The organism is Arthrobacter rhombi (genome assembly GCF_039526245.1).
GTDB classification, from domain to species: Bacteria; Actinomycetota; Actinomycetes; order Actinomycetales; family Micrococcaceae; genus Arthrobacter_H; species Arthrobacter_H rhombi.
In genome coordinates this window covers 229,131-245,158 of sequence record NZ_BAAAIV010000025.1, presented here as the reverse complement: position 1 = coordinate 245,158, position 16,028 = coordinate 229,131, and the positions used below count along the sequence as shown (strand labels likewise).

Here is a 16,028-nt window from a genome sequence, read left to right as displayed (position 1 = left end):
CCCGGCTCGGCGGTGAGGCGTCGCTGCGCCCATGTGCAGCGGGCGAGAGGGTCATGAGGCAGGGTCTGCGCCGCTGGGTGGTCAGGCATGACCTCCCGGGTGGGCCTCCATCGGGTGGGTCTGGACTCATGGCGGCGGCGAATATTAGCCATCACAGAGCACGGCCTGGACGACCCGGACATCGAGGGAAAGAGGCCCAGCCGCGGAACACTTCGCTGATGCGATGCGAAGTTCAGCACCGGGCCAGCTGATGGACGGCGTGCTGACGAACAGCAGCCGATTGGTTGGGTGCCTCGAGGGGATTCCGCAGGTGTGGAGTCCCTTTCCGGAAGGGGCAGCAGGCACCCGGGGAATATGTGCCGAAGCCCTGCCTGTCAGGATTCGGCCCGCCCCGTCATGATGCCGAAACGGGGCCCCAGCGGGATACTCTGACCAGGCTCAAGGCCACCCGGGTCGTTGTATCGGTCCGCGTTGCAGCGTCCGCTGGGGCCCTCGATCAGACCGCCGGTGAGGAAGCCTTGTGGTCCTCGCGGATCATTTCGGCACAGCGTTCGCCGATCATCATGGTGGTGATGTTCGGGTTCACGGTGACCAATTCGGGCATGACCGAGGCGTCGGCGACGCGCAGCCCGGTGACGCCCTTGACCCGCAGCTGGGGATCCAGCGGCGACATGGGATCCTCGGCTGCACCCAAACGCACGGTTCCGGCCGGGTGGTAGACCGTGTTGTGCGTGCGGCGGATGTAGTCGGCGATCTCCTCATCCGACTGCGCCTCGGTGCCCGGGTAGAGCTCCTGGCCCGCCCATTCGGCCATGGCAGGCTGGGAGACGATCTCGCGGGCCTTGCGGATGCCGGCGACCATGACGCGCATGTCGTGGCCTTCTTCATCCGTGAAGTAGCGCGGGTCGACCATGGGCTTGTCGCGGTAGTCGCTGCTGCGCAGGCGGACAGTCCCCCGGGACTTGGCATGGGTGACGTTCGGGGTCAGGCAGAAGCCGTTCTCCGTGGTCGGGTACCCCTGGCGCAGGGTGTGCATGTCGAAGGGCACCGATCCGTAGTGCATCATCAGGTCGGGGCGATCCAGTCCGTCGGTGGTCTGCGTGAAGACGCCGATCTCCCACCACTGGGTCGATTCGGTGACCATCGGCTTCTTGGACTCCCACTGGATGACACCCTCTGGGTGGTCCTGCAGGTGCTCGCCCACTCCTGGCGAGTCCACCCGCACCGGCACGCGGTGTTCCTTCAGGTGCTCTGCCGGGCCGATACCCGAGAGCATCAGCAGCTTCGGCGAGTCGATCGCGCCGGCGGAGACGACGACCTCGTGGCGGGCCGTCAGGTGGAAGGTCTTGCCGAAGGCGTTGTCCACGACGCTGACGCCGGTGCACCGGTTGTCGTCGTCGAAGTCCAGCACCTTGGCGCGCAGGCCGGTGAGCAGGTGGAAGTTCTTCCGATCGGAGATCGGGTGGATGTAGGACACCGAGCTGGAGGAGCGGGTGCCGTCGGCCCGACGGTTGATCTGGAAGAAGTTCGCACCGTTGGTGACGGTTTCATTGTTGTTGAACTTAGCGCGCGGGATGCCTGCCTGTTCGGCGGCATCCAGCAGGGCGACGCCGCTGGGGTCAGCCGGCGGGACGTTCATCAGGTGCACGGGGCCGGAGTCACCGTGGTGCGGGGCATCCGGGCCTGCATCCTCGTTGGTTTCCAGCTGCTGGTACAGCCGGTACGCGGTCTTCGAGTTCCAGCCTGTGGCGCCGAATTTCGTTTCCCATTCGTCCAGGTCCTCGCGCGGGGCCCAGAAGGCGATGCAGGAGTTGTGGCTCGAGCAACCGCCCATGACCTTGGCACGGGCATGGCGCATGAACGAATTGCCGTTTTCCTGCGGTTCGATGGGGTAGTCCCAGTCGTAGCCGGATTCGAGCAGCTCCATCCAGCGGTCCAGCTGCAGGATCTCGTCGATTCCGCGATCGTCGGGGCCGGCCTCCACCAGAGCGACCTCCACGGAGGGGTCCTCACTGAGCCGGGCGGCGACCGCGGCACCGGCGGAACCGCCGCCGATGACGATGTAGTCGTAGCTGGAACCATCCAGCGTCTCAAAATCTGTCATGTCTGTTCTCTCCTAGTTCAGCATCCGAGGGGAAAGGGGGTTAGGACCGCTCGGCGAACCAGCCGGTGACCTGTGGCGCAGTGTTCTGGTAGATGTGCTTGGCCTCCTGGTACTCGCCCAGACCCGTCGGGCCGAGCTCGCGGCCAACACCCGACTGCCCGATGCCGCCCCATTCTGCCTGCGGCAGGTAGGGGTGGAAATCGTTGATCCAGATGGTGCCGTGCCGCAGCCGGCCGGCCACGCGCTGGGCCCGTCCGGCGTCCTGGGTCCACACAGCCCCGGCCAGACCGTAGATGGTGTCGTTGGCGATCGCCACGGCCTCGTCCTCGGTGGAGAACGTCTCGACGGTGACCGTCGGGCCGAACGCCTCGTCCGTGACCACTGACATTCCACGGGAAACCTGGTCCAGGATGGTCGGCAGGTAGTAGTGGCCCTTGCCCAGGCCTGCGCCGTCCTCGTCGGTGGCGGCCCGGCCACCGGTCCTCAGCCGGGCTCCCTCGGCAACGCCCTTCTTGACGTACGCGTCGACCTTCTCCAGGTGGGCTCCGGAAATCAGCGGGCCTGTTTCGGCGTCCTCGTCGTAGGGCCCGCCAATGCGGATGTCCTCGGCCCGGCGGACCAACTCGTCAACGAACCGCTCGGCGATGGACTCGTGGACCACCAGCCGGGCTCCGGCGGAGCAGACCTGGCCGGAGTGCACGAAGGCGCCGTTCAGGGCGTTGTCCACGGCCGCGTCGAAGTCGGCGTCGGCGAAGACCACATTGGGGTTCTTCCCACCCAGCTCCAGGGCCACCTTCTTCACCGTTGCCGCGGCGCTTGCAGCGATGACCCGGCCGGTCAGCAGGCCGCCGGTGAAGGAAACCATGTCGACGTCGGGGTGGGAGGACAGCGGAGCACCAGCCGTGGCTCCGGCACCGGTGACCAGGTTCGCCACGCCGGCCGGGAGGCCGAGTTCGGCGAAGACGTCCATCATGAGGATCGAGGTCGACGGTGTCAGCTCGGCGGGCTTGAGGATGAACGAGCAGCCCGCGGCAATGGCCGGGGCCATCTTCCAGGCAGCCTGCAGCAGCGGATAGTTCCAGGGGGTGATCATCCCGCACACGCCGACGGGTTCGTAGGCGATACGCGAAACGACGGTGTTGTCCCCCGCGTCGACGACGCGCCCCGCATCCTGCCCGGCCAAACGGCCGAAGTACTCGAAGCAGTTGGTGATGTCGTCCATGTCGATGCGGGACTCGAGAATCCGCTTGCCGGTGTCACCGGTTTCTGCGCGGGCAAATTCTTCCTTGCGCTCACGCAGCCGGGCAGCGACCTTGAGGAGGAAGGCGCCGCGTTCCGGGGCAGGGACCGAGGACCAGGCGCCGGAGTCGAAGGAATTCCGGGCCGCGGCGATGGCGCGTTCGGTATCGGCGGCTCCCGCCTCGGAGACAGTGGAGACGTGGGTGCCGTCGGCGGGGCAGATGATGCCGCGGGTTTCCCCGGACGTCGCCGGCTCCCAGGACCCATCGATGAAGAGGGTGTTCACATCGGGGTACGTGGTCTGCGGGATGGCTGACATGGTTACTCCTTTTCGGGATTGCTGGTGGACCCGCGGGTGTTCGTCGGGTCGATGGTTTCGGTCGAAGATGAAGCCGCCGACTCGATCTGGTGGTCGGGACCGGCGCCTTCCTGGACCATCTCGAAGTCGCCCTCCCAATCGGTGATCTCGTCGGTGTCTTCGGCGATCTTGCTGCCGCCGATGCCTCCGTTGTTCTCATGCAGGAAGGCCATGTGGACCTCGTACTGGTCCAGGACGTCGGCGATGACCTGTTCACGGCTGCAGCCCAGCAGGTCGTAGCCGTGGCTTCCCTCCAGTGAGAAGACCTCCATGCGGTAGTACTTCTCTGCCTTGACGGATGCCGTGGCATAGGTGGGAACGTCCAGTTGGACGGGGAAGATCTGGTACTTGAAGGCGCGCTCGTCACCGTGGTTGACCACCAGGTTGACCGAGTCGATGCCGACCAGTTCGACCGTCTCGGTATCCAGGGTCGCTTCGATGCCCTGGGCCGTGAACTCCTCACGCATCTCCTCAAGTGCCGGGCGGGCCACTTCGGTGATGAATCGTTGGGCAGACCGCTTACCCGGGTAGCTGACGGCCCGGGAGAGGCGCTGGCGCCAGCCCCGGCGCGAATCCGCTCCGGCAGCATGGGTACGGGAGGCCAGCACACCGTGCAGACCAGCCCGGAAACTGCCGGCCAGCGCGTTCTCCACGCGCAGTGCCTTGTAAAGGCCGAGCATGATGAACACCAGCACCACCGAGAACGGCAGGCCCATGATCACGGTCGCGTTCTGCAAGGTCGCGACGCCGCCAACCAGCAGCATGGCCAGCGTCAACAGGCCCGTGGCCACCGCCCAGAACACGCGCACCCACTTGGCGGCGTCCTGCTCGGGATCCTTGAGGTTGGAGGTGAAGTTCGCCATGACCAAGGCGCCGGAGTCGGCGCTGGTCACGTAGAACAGCAAGCCGGTGAAGGTGGCGATGGCGGCGCTGAAGGGAACAAACGGATACTGCTCCAGCAGGGCGTAGAAACCCTGCTCCGGTGTGTTCATGGCGACGTCACCAAAGGCCTTGTTGCCGCCGATGATCAGCTCGAGCGCGCTGTTCCCGAAGATGGAGATCCACAGCAGGATGAACGCGAAGGGCACCACGAGCACGCCGACAACGAACTCACGCAATGTGCGGCCGCGCGAGATACGGGCCAGGAACAGGCCCACGAACGGGGCCCAGGCGATCCACCAGGCCCAGAAGAACAGGGTCCAGCCGTTGAGCCAGGCATCAGGCCGATCGTAGGCGAACGTATCCAGTGCCATGGAGGGGAAGCGGGAGAGCGTATCGCCGACGTTGGTGATGATGCCGTCCAGCAGGAAGCGGGTCTTGCCGCCCAACAGGACGAAGAGCATGAGGGCGATGGCGAGCAGGACGTTGAGCTCGGAGAGCCGGCGGATGCCCTTCTCGACGCCGGTCAACACGGAGATGGTTGCCATGATCACGGCAACGGCGATCAGCACCACTTGGGTGCCGGTGCTTTCGGGGATGCCGAACATGAACTTCAGGCCGAAGTTCAGCTGGGCCACCCCAATGCCCAGGGAGGTGGCGATGCCGAAGATCGTGCCCATGACGGCAGCAATGTCCACGACGTTGCCCATCCAGCCGTGGATCCGCTTGCCGAGGATGGGGAACAGTGCCGAGCGGATGCTCAGGGGCAGGTTGTGGCGGTAGGCGAAGTACGCCAGGGCCATGCCCATCAGTGCGTAGAGCCCCCACCCGAGGATGCCGTAGTGGAACAAGGTCCACACCATGGCCTGGCGGGCCGCTTCGGCAGTGCCGCCGTCCCCGCGCGGCGGGGACAGGAACTGGCTGACCGGCTCGGAGACCGAGAAGAACATCAGGTCGATGCCGATGCCTGCGGCGAAGAGCATCGCCGTCCAGGTGAACAGGTTGAAGGTAGGCCGTGAGTGGTCCGGCCCCATCCGGGTCTTCCCGACCTTGCTGATGGCCACCGCGATGACGAAGGCGAGCACCGCCACGACGATCAGCGAGTACCACCAGCCAAAGGATTTGCCGACAAATTCGACGCCGGCGCCGATCACACGGTCGGCGCCCGGTTGGTCGATGATGGCCCACAACGCGATGGCCAGGACCGCAGCGGCGGCGCCAAAGAACACGACCTTGTTGATCGGGTTCCGGCCTTCGGGTGTGTCGGCACCCCTCGTCTCGGCAGGTGGTTTCAGGGCAGATTCAGGCGGATTGCTCGAAGTCATATCCTGCACACTAACAAGTGCGGACTCCCCCGCGCGCGGGTGCGCGCATATTAACATGCAATCTCGGTGATGAACCCCACACTGGCGGGCGGGGCGCCGGGGTGCCCGCCCGCCGTCGCGCTACTGCTGGGAGGCAGCACCGACCGCGGCGGCGACGGCGTCGGCGACCCGCGGATCCAGGGGGGACGGGACGATGAAGTCCGGCGCCAGGTCCTCGGCGGCGAGGTCGGCGATGGCCATGGCGGCGGCGATCTTCATCTCGGGTGTGATGCGCCGTGCTCCGGCGTCAAGTGCCCCGCGGAAGATCCCGGGGAAGGCGAGCACGTTGTTGATCTGGTTCGGGAAATCACTGCGGCCCGTGGCCACCACGGCGGCATAGCGGGCGGCCACGTCGGGCATGACCTCCGGGTCCGGGTTGGAGAGCCCGAAGATGATGGCGTCCTCGTTCATGCCGGCCAGGTCCTCTTCGGCGACCGTTGAGGAGGAGACGCCGACGAATGCGTCGGCCCCGTCGAGGGCCTCGCGGGTCCCGCCCATGATGCCCGCGCGGTTGGTGAGTGCGGCGTACTTGGCCTTGATCGGGTTCAGGTCGTCACGGTCGCGGTGGATGACGCCCTGGGAGTCCAGCAGCACGACGTCCCCGACGCCCACGTTGACCAGGATGTCGGCGATCGCAATGCCGGCGGCACCGGCACCGGAGACGACAACGCGCAGGTCCGCGAGCTGCTTGCCGACCACGCGGGCCGCGTTGGTCAGGGCTGCGAGGACCACGACTGCGGTTCCGTGCTGGTCATCGTGCATCACCGGGCAGTCCAGGGCCTCGATGAGTCGTTCCTCGAGTTCGAAGCAGCGTGGCGCCGAGATGTCCTCGAGGTTCACCGCACCGAAGCTGGGGCGCAGCCGGATGAGCGTCTCGATGATCTCGTCGACGTTGGTGGTTTCCAGGACCAACGGGATGGAGTTGAGGCCGCCGAAGTTCTTGAAGAGCGCTGATTTGCCCTCCATCACCGGCAGCGAGGCGGCGGCACCGATGTTGCCCAGCCCCAGGACGGCGGTGCCGTCGGAGACCACGGCCACCAGGCGCGAGGCCCAGGTGTGCGTGGCATGTTTGGCCGGGTCCGCGGCGATGGCGCGGGACACCTGGGCGACACCGGGGGTGTAGGCGATGGACAAGGCCCGCTTGGAATCCAGCGGCATCGTGGATTCCACGGAGAGTTTGCCGCCGACATGGGCGGAGAAGATGTCTTCTTCGCTGATGGGCGCGGTCGTCGCGGTCGAGTTTTCGGGCGTCACGGTGGACATGGGGATACTCCTGGTGAAAGTCAGCTGATCGGGAAGCGGGCGTGGCACGGATTCCGCGGGCTGCGGCGCCGGCGACTGGGTCGACGGGCGACGGGCAACCTGCCCTGCTCTGCGGAGGCCGGCCAGGGGTGTTGGCTCGCGGCGCTTGCGCAGTGGTCAGTACTTTCTTTAGACCGTTGCACCCACAGTAGGGCATGGACCCTACCCACCCAACCTCTCGGGCCGATCTTTACGGGAGCACCGTCGTCGTTCCCGGAGCAGCGGCGACGCCCGCGGCGTCGAACCGGCGTGCGTTGGAGAGCACCGGCAGCTTGGCGCGCGCGTCGCCGAGTCCTGCCACGTCGAGGTCCACGACGGTCAGGGACGGAGTCAAGGGGGCCGCCGCCAGTGTCTGGCCCAGCGGGGAGATCGCCGCGCTGTGTCCGACCCCCAGTGGCGTGCTGCCGGCAGCCGGGTGTCCGCTGGCGGCCGGGTCTGCCTGGTCGCAGGCGACGACGAAGGTCGTGGTGTCCAGGGCACGGGCGCGGATGAGGGTGTCCCACTGCTCGGCCTTGCCCGGGCCGTCGCCCCAGGAGGCACAGACGATGTTCACGGTGGCGCCCGCTGCGGCGTTGGCCCGGTACAGGTCCGGGAAGCGGACGTCGTAACAGGTCGTGAGCCCGAAGGTGGTGCCCTCGACCTCAAAGGTGGAGATCGATTCCCCGGCAGTGACCGCCTCGGATTCGGCGAACCCGAAGGCATCGTAGAGGTGGATCTTGTCGTAGCTGGCCTCGACCCCGGGACCAGTGGCGAGCAGGGTATTGCGCACCCGGGCCCCCTCGCCGGGAGTGAACATGCCGTGCACGGTGACGATCCCGAGCTCGGCCGACAGCTTCCGCACCCGGGTGGCCCACGGCCCCTCCAGCGGCTCGGCCACCTCGGTCAGCCGGTTTCCGAAGGCGCACATGGTGGCCTCGGGGAAGACGACGACGGCGGCGCCGGCCTCGCGTGCGCGGGTTGCCTGGTCGCGGACGAGCTCGAAGTTGGCTTCCAGATCAGACGTTGAATTGATCTGCGCAATGGCGATTTTCATGTGGGTCCTCCCGAACTTGTTATATACCTTGTGTATGCCAAAGACCCCACCCCCGGCCAGTTCCGGCCGAGACAAAGCCTACGATTACCTGCGCGAACACGTCTTGGTCGACGCCCGGATGCAGGGCAGGTTCCTGAATGAGAAGCAGTTGGCCGAGGAGATCGGTGTCTCCCGGACCCCGGTGCGCGAGGCGCTGCTGTTGCTGGTCGCCGACGGCCTGGTGGAGATGATCCCCCAGCGCGGGGCGCAGATCCCGGTGCTTTCCGGCCGGGACATCTCCGAGCTGATGGAGATGCGCCAGGTCCTGGAGGTGCACGCCGCCGAGGTGGCACTCGCCTCGGGAAATCCCCCCATTGGGGAAATGGAACAGATCATTGCCGAACAGGAGGCCCTGCGCTCCGCCGGTGGCGAGGACAACGCCCAGGCCTTCATCGAACGGGACGCGGCGTTCCACCAGGTGCTCATCGACTCCACGGGCAACGCCCTGATGTCCGCCTCCTACAACAAGCTGCGCGTCCGGCAGGTCCTGGTCGGGGTGGCCGCCCTGTATCGTTCCGCAGACCGGCAGCTCCATGTCTGCCAGGAGCACCGTGGCATCGTCGAGGCCTTGCGCGCCGACGATGCCACCGCTGCCCGCGCAGCCATCGTGAGCCACCTGGCCGTCACCCGCGACGTCCTGCTGAGGGCCTGATCCGCCGGGGCGCTGCCCCGGCGGCCTGGCCCTAGCGGACCGGTTCGGTGACCGGAGCGCCCGACTCGGCGACGTAGGCATGGTCCTCGCTGGTGTTCGAGTCCCGCCCCAAGGCCAGGCCGATGAGCGTGAGCGCGCAGGCCAGCGCCAGGTAGAGCGCGACCGGAACCCAGCTGCCGAAGGCACCGAGCAGCAGCGTGAACATCAACGGGGCGATGGCCCCACCGATGACCCCGGCGAACGTGTAGGCCAGCGAACTGCCGGTGGAACGCAGACGCGGTGAGAACTGCTCGACGACGTAGGCGGCCTGCGGTCCGTACATGAACGAGTGGCACACCAGGCCCAAGACGATCCCGACGATGAGCATGAGCTCCGACTCGCCCTTGAGGACCGCGAAGAACACGAACGTCCAGACCACTGCGGCCACCGCCCCGGCGGCGTAGAGCAGCCGGCGGTTGATCCGGTCGGAGATCGCCCCGGCCAGGGGGATCAGGAACAGCTGGCAGAAGGAACCGATCATCACCGCGGCCAGGACCTGGTTCCGTTCGTAGCCCAGGAACGTGATCCCGTAGGTCAGGGTGAAGACGGTGAACAGTGCGTAGACCACGTCAGGACCGACCCGGCTGAGCACCGCGGCAATCAGGGGCCGCAGTTCGGTGGTCAGGACGTCGCGGACCGGGCTCTTCGGGCGGTCCCCGCGGGCCTCCATGGCCTTGAACACCGGGGTGTCCTCCAGCTGCAGGCGGATCCACAGGCCGAAAGCGACCAGCACGGCCGAGAGGATGAAGGCAATCCGCCAGCCGAAGGAGAGGAACTGCTCTTCGGTCAGCATGAGCGTCAACAGGGCCAGGGCGCCATTGGCCAGCAGGTTGCCTGCTGGCGGGCCGATCTGGGCGGCGGAGGCCCAGAAGCCACGTCGCTCCGGGTCGCCGAATTCACTCGAGAGCAGGACGGCCCCGCCCCATTCACCGCCGACTCCCACACCCTGGGCGAAACGCAGCAGGACCAGGATGATCGGGGCGGCCACACCGATGCTCGCGTAGCCGGGCAACAGTCCGATGAGGAACGTCGCGGCCCCAATCAGCACGAGGGTGACCACGAGGATCTTCTTGCGGCCGATCTTGTCGCCGAGCCGCCCCAGGACGATGCCGCCCACGGGCCGCGAGACATAGCCGACGGCGTACGTCGAGAAGGCCAGGAGCGTTCCGGTCATCGGGTCGGAAGACGGGAAGAAGATCGCCGGGAACACGATCGCTGCGGCCGCCGAGTAGACCGCAAAGTCGTACCACTCGAGTGCCGTTCCGGTCAGCGATGCGGCAAATGCCTTGTAGAGGCCGGGAGGGGCTACGTAGGTGCCGGACCCCTGGGGCCGGACGGTAGATCGTGTCGCCATCATGTTCCTTCGTGTTTGAGGAGGTGATTTCCACCACAATAACACCTAGTGTATACATTAAGCATACGAACTTGCGATGAGTTTCCCTCCGGGTTCCGGACCCCACGGAATCCACCCCGAACGACAGGAAGTTGCCCCATGACCACGCTGGCTTTTGAACTCCCCGACGGCACCATCGAGCGCGTCGACGTCACCACCCTGCTCAATGCCGGATATGCGGGCCGCGAGCAGGAGGAGGTCCAGGCACATATCGACGAGCTGGCACTGCTGGGGATCCCCGGCCCCACCGTGATCCCGGCCCTCTACCCCGTATCGCCCTATCTGGCCCAGCAGACCGCCGAGGTCCCCGCCCAGCACGACCGCACCTCCGGCGAGGCCGAATGGGCGCTGGTCATCACCGAGAACGGCCCGTTGTTGACGGCGGCCTGCGACCACACCGACCGCGATCTCGAAGTACACGGGGTGGCCTGGAGCAAGAATGCCGGCCCGGACGTCATCGCCTCCCGCGCCTGGCGCCTGGAGGACGTCCGCGACCACCTCGACTCGCTGCGGCTGCGGGCCTGGGTCACGCAGGGCAATGGCAGCGAAACGCTCATCCAGGACAGCCCGCTCGCCGCATTGCTCTCCCCCGACTACTGGCTGGACGTCCTTCGGCAGCGCGGTCTGGACCGGCCGGGCACCGTCTTGATTTCCGGCACGGTGGCCATGGTCGACGGCGTAGACCAGTTCGCCGACGCCTGGCGGGTGGAGCTCTCGGACCCGACAACGCAGGAATCCATCGAACTCGGCTACGCCGTCCGCCGCATGCCGCAGCCCATCGGCTGAGCCGGCACGGCATGATGGAGGCATGCCACAGGAGACCACCGCCCTGACGAAGACCACCCAACACGAGGCACTGGCCGGAGCCGTTGCCACCCGGCTGGCCGCCGCGCTGGCCGAGTCGAGCGATGCCACCGTGTTCGTCAACGGCACCGCCATGCGCCTCCCGGCGGCCGCGGCCGACGCGGTGCTGGACCTGCTGGGACGGCTCGCCGGCGGGGAGGCCGTGGTGATCAGTACCGCAGAACGCTGGCTGAACACCTCACAGGCCGCGCGGCTGGCGGGCGTCTCCAACACCTACATGCGCAACCTGACCGACGCCGGGACCATTGCCGTGGAGTACCGCGGTAGCCACCGCCGCATCAAGCCGGCCGATGTCGCGGCCTGGGTGGCCGCCCGGGACGCGGCACGGGCGGCCGGCACCGAGCCCCATGGAACCGGCGAGGCAGGTGACGTCCGCAGCTAGAGCCGGGCCCCGCCGTCGTGCCCCGGACCCCATGATCCGGGGAATCTTTCCGGGAACAACTGTTGCCTCACGGTGAACCCTTGTTGCTACGATGTGAGGGTGAGCACATACCAGAGCAGCACCGCACCGGACCCCGACGCCCTGCCGACCGAGTCGGAAGTGGCCCTCGAACGCGCGGAGGCCTCGGCCCGCCACGAAAGCCTGTTCTCCGAGCGCGCGGCCAACATCAAGCAGTCAGCGGTGCGCGACGTCTTCGACATCTCGCTGCGCCCGGGCCTGGTTTCCCTCGCCGGCGGAAACCCGTACCTGGCCTCGCTTCCGCTGGAGAAAATCGGAGCGATGGCCCACCAGCTCATCGCCGAGCAGGGACTGACAGCCCTGCAGTACGGTGGCGGCAAGGGGACCCTGGAGCTGCGCGAACACATCTGCGAGGTCATGGCCGAAGAAGGCATCACCGGCGTGGACCCGGAGAACATCGTGGTCACCACCGGGTCGCAATCCGCGCAGGACGTCGCCTGCAAGGTCTTCTGCGATCCCGGCGACGTGGTGCTCTGCGAGGACCCCACCTATGTCGGCGCCCTGAACACCTTCGAGGCCCACCAGGTCCAGGTCGAATCCGTCGCCATGGACGAGCACGGGCTGGTCCCCGACGCGCTGCGGGCCCGCATCGCCGAGGTGAACGCCACCGGAAAGCGCATCAAGTTCCTCTACACGATCCCGAACTTCAACAACCCCTCGGGCATTTCGCTGGCGGCGGACCGCCGGCAGGAGATCGTGGACATCTGCCGCGAGGCCAACATCCTGGTGCTCGAGGACAACCCGTACGGACTGCTCAAATTCGACGGCGAACCGTACGCCACCCTGCGCGCCGGCAACCCGGACGACGTCATCTACATGGGCTCGTTCTCCAAGATCCTGGCCCCCGGCCTGCGGATCGGCTGGGCGCTGCTGCCCGCGCACCTGACCCGGCGCTTCTACCTGGCCAGCGAGGCAGTGGTCCTCTGCCCGCCGACGCTGAACCAGCTGCTCATCACCAGCTACCTCGACGGGCATGACTGGCGTGGACAGATCGCCACCTACCGCGGGCTCTACGCCGATCGTTGCGCCACCATGCTCGCCGCACTGCAGGAGCACATGCCCGACGGCGTGGAATGGACGACGCCGGAGGGCGGCTTCTTCATCTGGGTCACCCTCCCGGAGGGGATCGACACCTACCCGCTGCTCGCGCAGGCGATCGATGACGGCGTGGTGTTCATTCCAGGTGCCGCATTCACCCCGGGCGACGAGCCGAACAACCGGCTGCGGCTGGCCTTCAGCGCCGTCGAACCGGAGAAGATCACCGAAGGCGTCAAGCGCCTGGCCGTCGTGCTGCGGCGCGCCATCGACGCCGCCTGACCGCGCGCGTCCTGGCGCACATACGTCGAAGCGGAGCCGGGACCCGACGCCATGCCCGGGTCCCGACTCCGCTTCGGCCGGCGGTCCTACTTCAGGTAGTCGTTGGTGAACGTCTTGGAGAGGTCGATCTCCTTGTCCCCCACCTCGGGGTTCGCCACCCGCTGGGTGTCCAACACCGCCTGGGTGCCCTCTTCGGTGAATTCCCCGTTGGTGCTCAGGGTCTTCTTCAGCTCGTCGATGACCTTGGCGTACTGCTTCTCGTCACCACCGGCATACTTCTTGGGCATCTTCGCCGCGATCTCCTCACCGCTGTGGTCGGAGATCCACTGCAGGGTCTCCTTGATCGCCGCCGCGAGCTTCTTGGCGGTATCGGGGTTCTTCTGCAGCCAGTCGGTCTTGGCGTAGAGGCTCGACGACGGCCAGGCCGAGGCGCCGAAGACCTCCTTGAGACCCTCCGGCGTCCGCACGTCGGCGATGATCTTCGGGGCGTGGCCGATCCTCTTGGCCAGCACCGAGATGTCCGGTTCGAGCATGACGGCGGCATCGACCTGGCCGTTTTCCACCGCAGCGACGGCCGATGACCCGGCACCGATGGCGGAGACGGAGGCGTCCGTCCCCTTCATCCCGTCCTTGGTCAGCAGGTACTTCACGAACATGTCCGTCGAGGAACCGGGCGCGGTGACTCCGACGTTCTTGCCCTTCAGGTCCTTCAGCGAGGTGATGCTGTCCTCGTTCTTGGGTGCCACGACCAGGGCCAGGCCGGAGGAGAGGTTCTCGTTCACGAACGCCTCGATGGACTGCTTCTTGGCCTGCATCTGAATGGTGTGCTCGTAGTAGCCGCTGGTGACGTCGGTGCTGCCGCCGATCATCGCGGTCAGCGCCTTGGAACCACCCTGCAGGTCCTGCAGGTCGACGTCCAGCCCTTCCTTCTCGTAGAAGCCCAGCTGCTGGGCCAGGGTGGTGGGCAGGTACGTCAACAGCGTCTGGCCGCCGATGCCAATGGTGACCTTGTCACCACCGCCGGCCGCGTCCCCGCCCGCTGATTGACCCGGAGGTGCCGCCGCGGGTGCGCCGCAGGCCGAGAGCAACAGTGCCAAGCCTGCTACCAGGGCAGCGCCCTGGGCCGCCCGGCGGGAACCACGTGGTGTGGTGTGCTTTTTCATGGATCTTCCTTTCAAGGGGTGCTTCCGGCCGGGGTGGTCGGGCTAGCCGTTGTTGGTGGGGCGCCAGCGCAGCAGGTGCCGTTCGACGCGGTTGACGAGCAGGTCGATGATCAGGACCACGAACATCAGGATGAACATCCCGGCGAAGACGCCCGTGGTGTCGAAGACCCCCTGGGCCTGGGCGATGGCATATCCCATGCCGGCCGAGGCCCCGAGGTATTCGCCGACCACCGCACCGGTGATGGCGAACCCGACACTGATATGCAGGCTGGAGAAGATCCAGGTCAACGCGCTGGGGATGAAGACGTGGCGGAGCAGCTGGCGTTCGCTGGCTCCGAGCATGCGGGCATTGTCGATCAGTACGCGGTCGACGCTCTTCACGCCTTCCAGGGTGTTGAAGAAGACGATGAAGAACACCAGGGTGAACCCGAAGGCGACCTTCGACCAGATGCCCAGCCCGAACCAGAGCAGGAAGATGGGGGCGAGCACCACACGGGGCAGGGCGTTGAACATCTTCAGGAAGGGTTCGAAGAGCTGCTCGAGGAAGCGCACGCGGGCCAGCAGGAATCCGAGCAGCAGTCCGGCTGCGGCACCGGTGGCGAAGGCCAAGGCCGATTCCTCGAGGGTGATCAGCAGGTGGGGGAAGACAAAGCCGGAACCGACCCACTCCCAGACGGTCTTCAGGATCTCCGAGGGACGTGGGAAGAAGAAGTCGTCGATGACCCCGACCCGGCACAGCAGCTCCCAGGCGACCAGGACCAGAACGGTCAACCCGATCTGCCCGGCGCGTACTCCCGGCCCGGTCACGCCGGACTTGCGGCGGGGGCGCTGGCGGACCGGGTTGGTGTCCCGTCCTGCACGTTCAGTCGTGGTGCTCATGCCGCGCCGCCCTCTTCCCGGACCGTCGATTGGTAGGTGCGGGAGACCTCGATCTTCAAGCGACCCCAGATCTCCCGGTGCAGTTCGACGAACTGGGGGTCGTCGCGGATTTCCAGCAGGTCACGCGGACGGGGAATGGTGATGTCATAGCGGCCAACCACCGTGCTGCCGGGGCCGGCCCCCAGGATCACCACTTCGTCGGAGAGGGCGATGGCCTCATCGAGGTCGTGGGTGATGAAGACGACGGCCTTGCCGGATTCTTGCCACAAGGCGAGCAGTTCGTTCTCCATGATCTGGCGCGTCTGGACGTCCAAGGCCGAGAACGGCTCATCCATGAGCAGGATGTCAGGGTCGACGATCCAGGCCTGCGCCAGCGAGGTGCGCTTGCGCATGCCTCCGCTGAGTTGGTGGGGGTAGCGGTCGGCGAAATTCTTCAGTCCCACCTTTTCGAGCCATCCCCGGGCCCGCTCGTTGGCCTCCGTTTTGGAGACCCCGGCCATCGTCAGCCCGAGGCTGACATTGTCAATCACCGTCTTCCACGGCAGCAGGGCGTCCTGCTGGAACATGTAGGAGGCCCTGCGGTTGACGCCCCGCACCGGTGCGCCGAAACTCGCGGCGGTGCCCGTGCTCGGTTCCAGCAGGCCAGCCGCCATGTGCAGGATCGTCGACTTTCCGGACCCCGTCGGACCAACGATCGACACGAAGCGGCCCGGCTCGACCTTCAGGTCGATGTCAGCCACTGCCTGGTAGGTGCCGCCGTGGGGAGTCGTGAACTCCTTGCTGCATGCGTTCAGTTCCACCGCGTAGTCCGGTGCCCCTGGTTGATCCGACTGCCTCATCATCGCTCTTCCCCGCGTTGGACCCTTGCCACCCGAGGGCCAGGGGCCGAGAGAACGACCACCGCGCCCCACATTGTGGGTTCAGTTTCATATTGCGGTGTTGA

General features: G+C 66.6%; 13 protein-coding genes. 4 read left to right on the top strand and 9 right to left on the bottom strand.

The genetic code is table 11. The features are described from left to right. Positions 1 to 496: 496 nt before the first annotated feature. The 5 genes from ABD088_RS16870 to ABD088_RS16850 form a co-directional block, all read right to left on the bottom strand. Complete coding sequence (locus ABD088_RS16870) at positions 497 to 2,104, bottom strand: GMC family oxidoreductase (protein WP_343903129.1); 1,608 nt, start codon at positions 2,102 to 2,104, stop codon at positions 497 to 499. Between the two features lie 40 nt (positions 2,105 to 2,144). Then, positions 2,145 to 3,662: an aldehyde dehydrogenase family protein gene (locus tag ABD088_RS16865; protein ID WP_343903128.1), complete on the bottom strand. Its 1,518-nt coding sequence runs from the start codon at positions 3,660 to 3,662 to the stop codon at positions 2,145 to 2,147. Between the two features lie 2 nt (positions 3,663 to 3,664). Next, on the bottom strand, positions 3,665 to 5,905 hold the full coding sequence (gene betT / locus ABD088_RS16860) for a choline BCCT transporter BetT (RefSeq protein WP_343903127.1): 2,241 nt from the start codon (positions 5,903 to 5,905) through the stop codon (positions 3,665 to 3,667). A gap of 120 nt (positions 5,906 to 6,025) precedes the next feature. Next, positions 6,026 to 7,207: an NAD(P)-dependent malic enzyme gene (locus ABD088_RS16855; RefSeq protein WP_343903126.1), complete on the bottom strand. Its 1,182-nt coding sequence runs from the start codon at positions 7,205 to 7,207 to the stop codon at positions 6,026 to 6,028. 229 nt (positions 7,208 to 7,436) lie between these two features. Continuing rightward, the gene (locus ABD088_RS16850) at positions 7,437 to 8,279 is read right to left on the bottom strand and encodes a carbon-nitrogen hydrolase family protein (protein WP_343903125.1); all 843 of its coding nucleotides are present in this window, start codon (positions 8,277 to 8,279) and stop codon (positions 7,437 to 7,439) included. 34 nt (positions 8,280 to 8,313) lie between these two features. On the opposite strand from ABD088_RS16850, the gene ABD088_RS16845 reads away from it, so the two are divergent. Continuing rightward, positions 8,314 to 8,970, top strand: coding sequence for a GntR family transcriptional regulator (locus tag ABD088_RS16845; protein WP_343903124.1), 657 nt, complete (start codon positions 8,314 to 8,316; stop codon positions 8,968 to 8,970). A gap of 31 nt (positions 8,971 to 9,001) precedes the next feature. Here the strand turns inward: ABD088_RS16845 and ABD088_RS16840 are convergent, their stop codons facing one another. Beyond that, complete coding sequence (locus tag ABD088_RS16840) at positions 9,002 to 10,363, bottom strand: MFS transporter (RefSeq protein ID WP_343903123.1); 1,362 nt, start codon at positions 10,361 to 10,363, stop codon at positions 9,002 to 9,004. A gap of 138 nt (positions 10,364 to 10,501) precedes the next feature. Between ABD088_RS16840 and ABD088_RS16835 the strand changes: the two genes are divergently transcribed. The 3 genes from ABD088_RS16835 (at position 10,502) to ABD088_RS16825 (ending at position 13,043) form a co-directional block, all read left to right on the top strand. After that, positions 10,502 to 11,188, top strand: coding sequence for a DUF2848 domain-containing protein (locus tag ABD088_RS16835; RefSeq protein ID WP_343903122.1), 687 nt, complete (start codon positions 10,502 to 10,504; stop codon positions 11,186 to 11,188). 22 nt (positions 11,189 to 11,210) lie between these two features. Further along, positions 11,211 to 11,648, top strand: coding sequence for a helix-turn-helix domain-containing protein (locus ABD088_RS16830; protein WP_343903121.1), 438 nt, complete (start codon positions 11,211 to 11,213; stop codon positions 11,646 to 11,648). A gap of 99 nt (positions 11,649 to 11,747) precedes the next feature. Continuing rightward, on the top strand, positions 11,748 to 13,043 hold the full coding sequence (locus ABD088_RS16825; RefSeq protein ID WP_343903120.1) for an aminotransferase-like domain-containing protein: 1,296 nt from the start codon (positions 11,748 to 11,750) through the stop codon (positions 13,041 to 13,043). Positions 13,044 to 13,129: 86 nt separating this feature from the next. Here ABD088_RS16825 and ABD088_RS16820 read toward each other — a convergent pair whose 3' ends face one another. Genes ABD088_RS16820 through ABD088_RS16810 form a run of 3 tightly spaced genes read right to left on the bottom strand, consistent with a single transcriptional unit; the run spans position 13,130 to position 15,885 of the window. Next, a complete protein-coding gene (locus ABD088_RS16820; protein ID WP_343903119.1) occupies positions 13,130 to 14,206 on the bottom strand; it encodes an ABC transporter substrate-binding protein in 1,077 nt (358 codons plus the stop codon). A gap of 42 nt (positions 14,207 to 14,248) precedes the next feature. Continuing rightward, a complete protein-coding gene (locus ABD088_RS16815) occupies positions 14,249 to 15,085 on the bottom strand; it encodes an ABC transporter permease (protein ID WP_343903118.1) in 837 nt (278 codons plus the stop codon). Then, entirely contained in the window at positions 15,082 to 15,885 is an 804-nt protein-coding gene (locus ABD088_RS16810; RefSeq protein WP_343903117.1) for an ABC transporter ATP-binding protein, read from the bottom strand. Before ABD088_RS16810 ends, ABD088_RS16815 begins: the two co-directional genes overlap by 4 nt. Positions 15,886 to 16,028 lie beyond the last annotated feature (143 nt).